The organism is Leisingera sp. F5 (assembly GCF_001593695.1).
In genome coordinates, this window is sequence record NZ_LUKH01000016.1 from 108,553 (window position 1) to 118,381 (window position 9,829).

A 9,829-nucleotide genomic window follows, 5' to 3' on the forward strand; every position below is an offset into this window, starting at 1 on the left:
CCGCCTTTTTCATCTGTCGCTGATCAGGTGGGTGAGCGTGGCGCCGGTTTCGTAATAGGCGCTGCGCAAGCCTGCGAAGGGGATCGCGTGGCTTTTCGCGGGCGGGACCGGCAGGCAGGATTGGTCGCCTGTCAGAACTGCCTCGGCCATTGCGGTGCCGAACAGAGTGCCGGGGCCGATGCCGCGGCCTGAGTAGCCGAAACAGGCGAGGCCGCCGTTCAGGTCAATGATCTTGGGCAGGTGTTCGGTGGTCATGGCAATACGGCCGTGCCAATGGCTGTGCAGCGTCGCGTCTTTCAATTCGGGGTAAAGCGCGGCCAGTTTGCGGGGCAGCCAGTTGCGGTGCAGGGTACTGCCGAAATGGTTGAGCGCACCCATGCCGCCGATCACCAGCCGCCCGGCCTGATCCAGCCGCCAAGAGGACATCACCAGCGCGGTGTCCCAGCAGCCTTCTTTCTTTGGCAGAAGTTTTTCGAGCAGGGCGGGAGGCAGCGGATCGGTGGCGGCCTGGAAGTAATGCACCGGGATCACTTGTGGCGCGTCATAGCCGGAGATGTCGCGGGCATAGGCATTGGTGGCCATGATCAGGTGTTTGGCGCGGATGCTGCCCTTGGGGGTTGCCACATGCCAGCTGCTGCCCTCGCGGCTGATGGCGCTGGCCGGGGACTGGCTGTGCAGCTGCGCGCCTGCAGCGGCGGCGGCGCGGGCGAGGCCGCGCGCATAGGCCAGTGGCTGGATGGTGCCGGCGCGCGGATCGAACAGGGCACCATGCACGGTATCTGAACCTGTGCGCGCAACGGCTTCGTCGCGGGAGAGCATCTCCACCGGCGCGCCAATGGCGGTGAGCTGGGCGTGGCGGCGCTGCAGGTCTTTCAAGCCGGAAGGGGCATGGGCGCAGTGCAGGGTGCCGTTGCGTTCGGGTTCGCACTGGATGGCGTGTTTTTTGATCAGCGAAAACACCATCTGCGGTGCGGAGCCCAGAAGCTGGGAGAGGCGGCTGCCGGTTTCCGTGCCCAGTTCGGCGTTGATGTCTTCGGGCGGCAGCCAGAGGCCGGCGTTTGCCAGCCCCACGTTGCGGCCTGAGCCGCCGCTGCCGATTTCGTCTGCCTCAATCAGACGGACCGAGGCGCCCGTTTCCGCGGCCTTCAGCGCGGCAGAGCAGCCGGTGTAGCCGCCGCCGATTACGACGAGGTCTGCCTCTGCCTCCCCGGTGAATTCCGGGAAGGCTGGATTTTCCTGGCAGGTTTGGTGCCAGAGGCAGGACGCCAGATCAGATGTCAAACTTGATCCCCTGTGCAAGCGGCAGCTCGCGTGAATAATTCACCGTGTTGGTCTGCCGGCGCATGTATCCTTTCCAGGCGTCGGAACCGCTTTCGCGGCCGCCGCCCGTCTCTTTCTCGCCCCCGAAAGCGCCGCCGATTTCAGCGCCGGAGGGACCGATGTTCACATTGGCAATACCGCAGTCCGAGCCCGCTGCCGAGAGGAAATATTCGCATTCGCGCACGTCCGTCGAGAAGATGCAGGATGACAGGCCCTGCGGTACTTCATTCTGCATTTCAATGGCTTGGTCCAGATCGCTGTATTTCACCACATAGAGGATCGGGGCGAAGGTTTCGGTGTGCATGATCGTGGTCTGGGCGGGCATCTCGACGATGGCCGGATGCACATAGGCGGCATCCCTGTAGGTGTCCGTCAAGGTTTGGCTGCCGCCATGCACGGTGCCGCCTTCGCTTTGTGCACGCTGCAGCGCGCTGGTCATGGCGTCCAGTGCGTTGCGGTCGATCAGCGGGCCGACCAGGGTGCTGTCCGCCAGCGGATCGCCGATGGGCAGGCCCGCGTAGGCCTTGATCAGGCGCGGGATCAGCGAGTCATAGATGTCTTCATGCACGATCAGGCGGCGCAGGCTGGTGCAGCGCTGACCGGCGGTGCCGACGGCAGAGAACACAATGGCGCGCAGGGCCATTTCCAGATCGGCAGAGGGGGCCACGATCATCGCGTTGTTGCCGCCAAGCTCCAGAATAGTGCGGCCCAGGCGTTTCGACATATCCGCCGCTACCGCCTTGCCCATTGGCACCGAGCCGGTGGCGGAGATGATGGCAACGTCCTTGGAGGCGGTCAGCACCACGCCCAGATCGCGCTCGCCGATCAGCACCTGGATCAGGCCTTGCGGCGCATCTTCGCCGAATGCCGCCATGGCGCGGTCGCAGATTTTCTGCACGGCGAGGGCGGTGAGCGGGGTCTTCTCCGACGGTTTCCAGATCACCGGATCGCCGCAGACCAGCGCCAGCGCTGCGTTCCAGCACCACGGGGCGACGGGGAAGTTGAAGGCGGTGATGATGCCGCAGGTGCCCATCGGATGCCAGCTTTCGCGCATCGCGTGGCCGGGGCGCTCAGACGCGATGGTGAGACCGTATAGCTGGCGCGAGAGGCCGACGGCAAAGTCGCAGATGTCGATCATCTCCTGCACTTCGCCCAGGCCTTCCTGGTAGATCTTGCCGCATTCCAGGGTGACGAGGCGGCCCAGGTTTTCCTTTTCGCGGCGGAGTTCCTCGCCCAGCAGGCGGACGAGTTCGCCGCGGCGCGGGGCGGGGACCAGACGCCAGGATTTGAAGGCGGCTTTGGCCGCAGTAATTTGTGCTTCGGCCTCAGCCGCGGTGTGGGTTTTCAGCCGGGCGATTTCGCTGCCGTCCACAGGCGTAGTGACAGAAAGGCTGCCGCCGGTGAGTTCGGCTTGGGTCAGGCCGGCAGCGGCGAGGATATCGGAATGGGGCATATCGGTGTCCTTTTGATGCGAGGGCAGGTCATGAGCAAAACTTTAGGGTGAATTTCGCAAATGTCCCGCCGGGCGTTTGTCTGATATAGGATTTGCACCACCCGGCCCGGATTGCTATTGAAACTAAATCCTGAACCCATGAGTTAACATCATATGATTGCGCCGCGCCGTTTCCTGCCCTCGATCCCCTCGCTGCTGGCCCTGGAGGCGGTGGACCGGTTGGGCAGCGCCTCGGCCGCGGCAGAGGACCTGTCGCTGACGCAAAGCGCCATCAGCCGCCAGCTGAAGCAGCTGGAAGAGCAGATGGAGGTGGATCTGATTGCCCGCGACCAGATGCGGATGCAGCTGACGCCGGCGGGGACCGGATTTGCCAAGGAGGCCAGGGCGATCCTGACCCGGCTGGCGCAGGCCTCGGTCAAGCTGCGGGCCAATCCGGACGGGGGCAGTTTCACCCTGTCGATCCTGCCGTCATTCGGCCTGCACTGGCTGGCGCCGCGGCTGAAAGAGTTTGCCGCCTCCCATCCCGGCATCACGGTGAACCTGCATACGCATAATCTGCCGTTCAGTTTTGAGGCCGGTACGGCGCAGGCGGCGATCCATTATGGCACGCGGGACTGGCCAGGGGTGGCGTATCTGTCTTTGATGCCGAAACATGTGCTGCCGGTCTGCGCGCCGGGGCTGATGGCGGGGCCGGTTTCCTCGCCTGCAGACCTGTTGAACTATCCGCTGCTGCATCTGGAGACCCATCCCGATTGCTGGGAGCAGTGGTTTCACCTGCATGATGTGCCGGCTGCCAAGCTGCGGGGGATGCTGTTTGACCAGTCTTCCGCGATGACGCAGGGGGCGGTGCATGGGCTGGGCGTGGCCTTGCTGCCTGATTTCCTGGCGGAGAATGAAATTGCGCAAGGCCGTTTGGCGCTGGCGATGGAGGGAGCGGCGGTGAGTCTGGGTGAGTATTTTCTGGTCTGGCCTGCGGATCAGGCAGAGGAGTATCCGCTGATCAAATTCCGCGAGTGGCTGCTGTCGCAGCTGGGGGAGGGTTGAGATGCGCTTGCCAGGCCTGACCCATCTGCGCTGCTTTGAGAGCGCTGCACGGCATCAAAGCTTCACCGCTGCGGGGGAGGAGCTGGGCCTCACGCAAAGCGCCGTCAGCAAAAAGGTAAAGGAACTGGAAGCGGATCTGGGCTTCGACCTGTTCCAGCGTTCGGGACGGGGTGTGGTGCTGACGCCCGCAGGGCAGGGGCTGGCTGCAGATCTGGAGCTGGATCTGGCAGGTTTGCGGGCGACGCTGCAAAAGGCTGCTGCTGCCGGTGCGGGCCGCTCGGCCTTGCGGATCGCGGTGCTGCCGGCTTTTGCCAACCTGTGGCTGATCCCGCGGCTGCCGGATTTCTTTGCCCGCCATCCGGAGGTGGAGCTGAGTTTCTCCACCCGGCTGGAGCCGTTTGATTTTGCCCGCGAAAACTTTGATCTGGCGGTGCACTACGGGCTGGACAACTGGCCGGGCACCCATATGGCGCCATTGTTCGGCGAGGAGATGGTGCCGGTTTGCGCGCCGGGGTTTTATGCCGCGCATCAGCTGGAGCTGGCGGCCAACCTGGCGCAGGCGCCGCTGTTGCACCTGGACAGCCGGGCGGGGTCCTGGGCGGAGTGGTTTGAGCGGGCCGGGCTGGCAGGCGCGCCGCGGCAGGACGGGCGCTATTTCGATCAGCATTCGATGGTGATTGCGGCAGCGGCGGCAGGGCTGGGGGCGGCGATTGTGCCCTTTGACATGGTGGCGCGGGAGATTGCCGCTGGGGATCTGAAGCGGATTCCCGGGCCTGCGCTGGTTTCGCGCAAGCGCTATTACCTGGTGCGCCCGCATGGACCGGTGCCGGAAGCGGTGCAGAAGTTTGAACGGTGGCTGAAGAAGCAACTGCGAACAAAGTGTGATTGAGACCTGTTACCCGGCCGATAGGCCGGGCTGCACCTGCCTGCCCCCCCGGCAGGTGCATTCGCACCTACCCAGGCAGGCACAGCCCTTTGTGGCAGAAACGGGACCAATGCCAAACCGGAATGGGTTGTGTCGCAAAGTGCCGGTTTTCCGAAGTGCAGCATTTGCTTCATGCTGGCGAAGCAGATCCAGCAGGGAGCCTCCGCCATGGCCCAATTCCGCCGCGCCGCCCGTCTTGACCCGCTTGAGGTCTCCGAAATCCTGACCATCGGCGCCAAGGCGGCAGAGATGAAGCGCCAGGGCGCGCCGGTGATCATCCTTGGCGCCGGAGAGCCGGATTTCGACACGCCGGACCACATCAAGAACGCCGCCGTGGCCGCGATGCGGGCGGGGGAGACCAAATACACCCCGCTCGGCGGGACGCTGGTGCTGCGGCAGGCGATCCAGGCGAAGTTCCGGCGCGACAACGGGCTGGACTATGCGCTGGATGAAATCATTGCTGGTACCGGTGCCAAGGAAATCCTGTTTGATGCCTTCATGGCCAGCCTTAACCCCGGTGATGAGGTGATTGTGCCCACGCCTTACTGGACCTCCTACTCCGACATCATCCGCATCGCAGGCGGCGAGCCGGTACTGGTGCCCTGCGGTGACGACACGGGATTCCGGCTGACCGCGGAAAAGCTGGAGGCGGCGATCACCCCGCGTACCCGCTGGCTGCTGCTGAACTCCCCCTCGAACCCGGCAGGCGCCGGCTACAGCGCCAGTGACTACCACCCCCTGCTGGAGGTGCTGCTGCGGCACCCGGATGTCTGGCTGATGGCGGATGATATGTATGAGCACATCACCTATGGCGGGTTTGAATTTGCCACGCCTGCGCAGGTGGAGCCGCGGCTGAAGGAGCGGGTGCTGACCGTCAATGGCGTCTCCAAGGCCTATGCGATGACGGGCTGGCGGCTGGGCTATGCGGGCGGGCCGAAGGCGCTGATTGATGCGATGAAAGTGGTGCAGTCGCAATCGACTTCGCACCCGTCCTCGATTTCGCAGGCGGCAGCGGTGGCGGCATTGAACGGGCCGCAGGAGGTGCTGGCAGAGCGGCGGGCCGGCTTTCAGGCGCGGCGCGACCTTGTGGTGGAAGCGCTGAACGGTATCGACGGCATTGATTGCCCGGTGCCGGAGGGCGCGTTCTACACCTTTGCCAATTGCGCCGGGGTGCTGGGCAAGCGAACGCCGCAGGGGGCTGTGCTGGAGACGGACGCGGATTTCTGCGCCTATCTGCTGGATCAGCACCATGTGGCAGTGGTGCCGGGCCGGGCCTTTGGCATCTCGCCCTATTTCCGGATTTCCTATGCGACGTCCGAGGCGGAATTGCGCGAGGCGCTGAGCCGGATTGCCGGTGCGGCAGCGGCGTTGGTTTAGGCCTGTGCCACCGCCGGCTGGCGGCGGTTCCGGGCATTGGTCCAAGCCTGCATCAGCTGGCGCTGCAGGGCGGCGGCGGCAAGACCCAGGGCGAGACCGCCGAAGATTGCCAGCGCGTCGTTCAGCGGGCTGCGGCCCTCCAGCCCGATCATCGGCATCAGCAGTTCCGGCACGAAGCGGTGCAGCAGGTAGATCGGGAAGGCGGCCTGCGCCAGCCGCATCAGCGGGCGGGCCGCAAAACGCGGCATCGGCAGGCGGGTGACGAACAGCAGCCCGGCAATCAGCGCCAGCAGCCACATGTATTTGATCCAGCCGCCGTACCAGTTGCCGCCAAGATAGGCCGCCGCAGGCATGATTACGCAGGCTGCGGCCAGCACCTGCAGCCGTTGCGCCAGCGTACCCGCGGCAGTGATGCACCATCCCAAGGCAAACAGGTAGAAGACCCACGGCACGGTGAACTGCGCCCGTCCGCCGATTTGCCAGACCTCGGGTGCTATCAGGCGGATTGCCACGGCAAACGCCAGAAAACACAGGCCGGTCCGGAAAGCGCCCTGGATCGCAAGCCAGCGGCGCAGGGGCGGCAGGGCAAAGGGCAGCGCCACCAAAAGGGTTATCTGCAGGTAGGCCTCGATGAACCAGTACAAATACGGCAGCATCAGATGGGTTTCAGGAATGGTCAGGGCAAAATTGCCGGCCAGAAAGACCGAGACCCAGGGCACCTGCTCCCAGGCCGCGGCATAGCCTGCGAGGATCAGGTAATAGGGGATCAGCACCGCGGCCACTGGTTTTAAGAAACTGCGCATGTCACCGGATCTTAGCGCCTCCCAGCGGAAGCCTGCGACGCTCATTCCCATCAGGATCACCATAGCGGCAGCGCCGCCATAGACCGGCCAAAGGGTCTGATGGGCCACCACCACCGCGAGGATGGCAGCCACCCGCGCCACCAGGTCGAAGGGCAGGCTGGCGCCGGGGGCCGGGGCGGATTGCTCCAGATCGCTGATCGGCATGTCTTCCCAGCCGGCCGGGGCGCCGCCAAGGGCTTCGTCCAGGGCCAGGGACAGTTCCACATGGCGCAGGGAATCGCCGCCGAGCGCGGCAAAACTATCGTTTCGGCCCACGGTCTGCGGCGCAAAGGCGGCCTGAAAGGCTGCCAGCACATTTCTGGCAGGTTTGCGCTGCACCGATAGCGCCTTCAGCGCCGGATAGTCGATTTTGCCATTGGCACGCCGCGGCAGCGACTTGCGCGGAAAGACGTTGAAATGCTGCTGGCCGATGCCGGTCATCTTGGCGGCCAGCGCAGCGATGCCGTCCTCTGCCCCGCAGACGGCAATCGAGATGCGGGCATCGTCGCCCCAGACCGCGGCCTCATGCCCCTGGGCGGCCAAGGCGCGTTCGATGGCGTCATGGCCAATGCGCAGGCCGGCGATCTTGGACATCCGCGAAAGCCGCCCGGTGATGTGGTAGAGCCCGTTTGCATCGCGCCGGGCCAGATCACCGGTGGCCAGCTCGCTGAGTTCGGCGCCCTTGGCCAGATCGGCGCTGCCTTCGGCATAGCCCATCATCACGTTCGGGCCCTGGTAGATCAGCTCGCCTTCGCCCTCAGGGGTGGTGATTTCTGCGCCCGAGGCCGAGCGCAGCAGCAGGCGGCCACCGGGAACGGCGCATCCGGCCGCGCCGGGATTGTCCTGTGCCAGCTCCGGCGGCAGGTAGCTGATCCGCGCGGTGGCCTCGGTCTGCCCGTACATCACAACCAAACGGCCGGCCCGGGCCTGCATCCGGGCGGCCCAGGTGCGGACCTGCTCCGGCTCCATGGCGCCGCCTGCAACGGTGAGGGTTTTGATGTGCTCCGGCAGCGCATGGGCAAGGCCTGCACTGTCCAGCAGGCGGAAGTGATGCGGCACGCCGGCCAGGCTGGTGGCGCCGGAGGCCTCAAGTGCGGTGTCAAAACCGGGTTCCAGCACCGAGCCGGGCGCAAGCCAGAGGCTGGCACCGGCGGCAAGATGCGAATGCAGCACCGACAAGCCATAGGAGTAATGCAGCGGCAGGATCAGTGCGGCGCGGTCTTCGGGCTGGATCTCCAGATACCGGGCGATGGCGCTGGCGTTGGTGTTCACAGCCGTTGCGGACAGGCGGACCCCGCGGCCGTGGCCGGTGCTGCCGGAGGTTTGCAGCAGCAGTGCAAGGTCCGGATGGATATCGGCGGGTTCATGCGCGTGCGCCAGCAACCTCCAGATTCCGCCGATGCGCCGGAAGCTGGCGGCCGGGCGGAAGCGCTCCTCCAGTCGGGCAGCGGTGGCGGAGTCCGCTGCCGGCAGCGGCATCACGGCATGGCCTGCAGCCAAGGCGCCGGCATAGGCGATAATGGCTTTGGGATCGGATGCGGCTTCAATCGCAATCAGCCGCCGGTCTTGCGGCAGCGATTTGCCGAACTGCGCTGCGGCGTCAGCCAGCGCAGCATACGTCAGCTCGGTTCCGTCGGCCGCAATCAGGCAAGGATTGCCGGCAAACGCACGCAATTTGGCCAGGTCATAGAACATCCGCAACTCCTTCGAGCGCGGCGGGTAATTTAATTTACTAATTTTGTCAATTATTGGTCGGCGGCCCGTAGCCGGATCGGCTCCGGTTGCGAAACTGGTTTGAACATTGACTGCGGCAAATGACGAGTGCACGCGCATGCAGATACGGTTTGCTGTCTTCACTAATTCCAAGATTTGTTCACACCGTGCGCCAAAGACCGGGCCGGCAGACGGTCATGGTTCCGCCGCAAGATGGACGCGCCTTTGGCCTGAAAAGCCACATTCCGGCAAGGGCCGCTAAGTTTTTGCCTCATTTTTGCCGCAATCAGCCGGGCGGCAGGTCGTTTGGGCCCGGTTCTTAACCATGATTTCAATCTCTTAGTCGATGCGGGCAAGATCTTGCCCATGCTGGTAAAAGGCTTGGAATGCCTAATTCCGGTCACGATAGACTCAGGCTTGAGCAGTATGTTTCAACCAACAATAGCCATAGCAAGGAGGACCCTAAGCGTGGCAAATACAACGTTTCCGGATCCGGTTTTTTCGAAGCTGAAAACCAGAGAGTATACAGGCAGCCGGGACGACTTTCTCAGCATCAATCATTCAAACACTCTTGCGCTGGACGCGGCGACGGTGTCGCTGAGCTTTTCGCTGGACCGTCTGCCCGGCGAGATGGCGCTGGTGTCCAAGGATGGCAGCGGCGCCGGGGCGGGGGATTTCACGCTATGGGTCAAGGACGGCACCCTGGTCGCCACCCAGTCCGGCAGCGGCGAAACGGAATACCTGAAAGTCCCGGATCTGGTGCTTACGGCGCAGCAGACCTATCAGATCTCGGTCAGCTTCGGCGCGGACGGGCTGATGATCTGGCTGGATGGCGCGCTGGTTGCGGCTGAGCCCGGGTTCAAGCAGGGTCTGGAAGACAACGGCCATTCCCTAGTGATCGGCGGCAGCCGGGCCTGGCGCAGCGATCAGGACGATGCGGCGCATTCGCTGTTCAAGGGCACCATCAGCGATGTGCGGATCTTTGACAGCCAGCTGGGTGAAAGCAGCCAGATGGCGCTGGCCGAGGCGGCCGGCACCGCCACGGGTGCCAAAATGGATGCAATGATGGAGGATCTGGCCCCGGCCTTTGGCCAGCTGCATGGCGCCAGCGATACTTTCCTGGAAATCCTGTCGGACTACGGCGTGACCCATCAC

General features: G+C 64.3%; 7 protein-coding genes. 4 read left to right on the forward strand and 3 right to left on the reverse strand.

The genetic code is table 11. From position 1 onward, the window contains the following. Nucleotides 1-9 precede the first annotated feature (9 nt). A complete protein-coding gene (locus A2I95_RS13300) occupies nt 10-1,281 on the reverse strand; it encodes an FAD-binding oxidoreductase (protein ID WP_291730303.1) in 1,272 nt (423 codons plus the stop codon). Further along, nucleotides 1,271-2,773 carry an aldehyde dehydrogenase family protein gene (locus tag A2I95_RS13305; RefSeq protein ID WP_291730304.1) on the reverse strand — a complete coding sequence of 501 codons (1,503 nt, stop codon included), beginning with the start codon at nt 2,771-2,773 and terminating at the stop codon, nt 1,271-1,273. Before A2I95_RS13305 ends, A2I95_RS13300 begins: the two co-directional genes overlap by 11 nt. Before the next feature lie 153 nt (nt 2,774-2,926). On the opposite strand from A2I95_RS13305, the gene A2I95_RS13310 reads away from it, so the two are divergent. From A2I95_RS13310 to A2I95_RS13320, 3 genes are all read left to right on the forward strand, one after another. Further along, nucleotides 2,927-3,817 (forward strand): LysR substrate-binding domain-containing protein, encoded by an 891-nt coding sequence (locus A2I95_RS13310; protein ID WP_291730305.1) that lies wholly within the window; start codon nt 2,927-2,929, stop codon nt 3,815-3,817. Nucleotide 3,818: 1 nt separating this feature from the next. Beyond that, nucleotides 3,819-4,706 carry a LysR substrate-binding domain-containing protein gene (locus A2I95_RS13315; RefSeq protein WP_291730306.1) on the forward strand — a complete coding sequence of 296 codons (888 nt, stop codon included), beginning with the start codon at nt 3,819-3,821 and terminating at the stop codon, nt 4,704-4,706. Between the two features lie 204 nt (nt 4,707-4,910). Continuing rightward, a complete protein-coding gene (locus A2I95_RS13320) occupies nt 4,911-6,119 on the forward strand; it encodes a pyridoxal phosphate-dependent aminotransferase (protein ID WP_291730307.1) in 1,209 nt (402 codons plus the stop codon). Here A2I95_RS13320 and A2I95_RS13325 read toward each other — a convergent pair. After that, nucleotides 6,116-8,656: an AMP-binding protein gene (locus tag A2I95_RS13325; RefSeq protein WP_291730308.1), complete on the reverse strand. Its 2,541-nt coding sequence runs from the start codon at nt 8,654-8,656 to the stop codon at nt 6,116-6,118. The genes A2I95_RS13320 and A2I95_RS13325 overlap by 4 nt on opposite strands. Before the next feature lie 486 nt (nt 8,657-9,142). On the opposite strand from A2I95_RS13325, the gene A2I95_RS13330 reads away from it, so the two are divergent. Further along, the coding region (locus tag A2I95_RS13330; RefSeq protein WP_291730309.1) for a LamG-like jellyroll fold domain-containing protein at nt 9,143-9,829 on the forward strand (687 nt) is incomplete at its 3' end.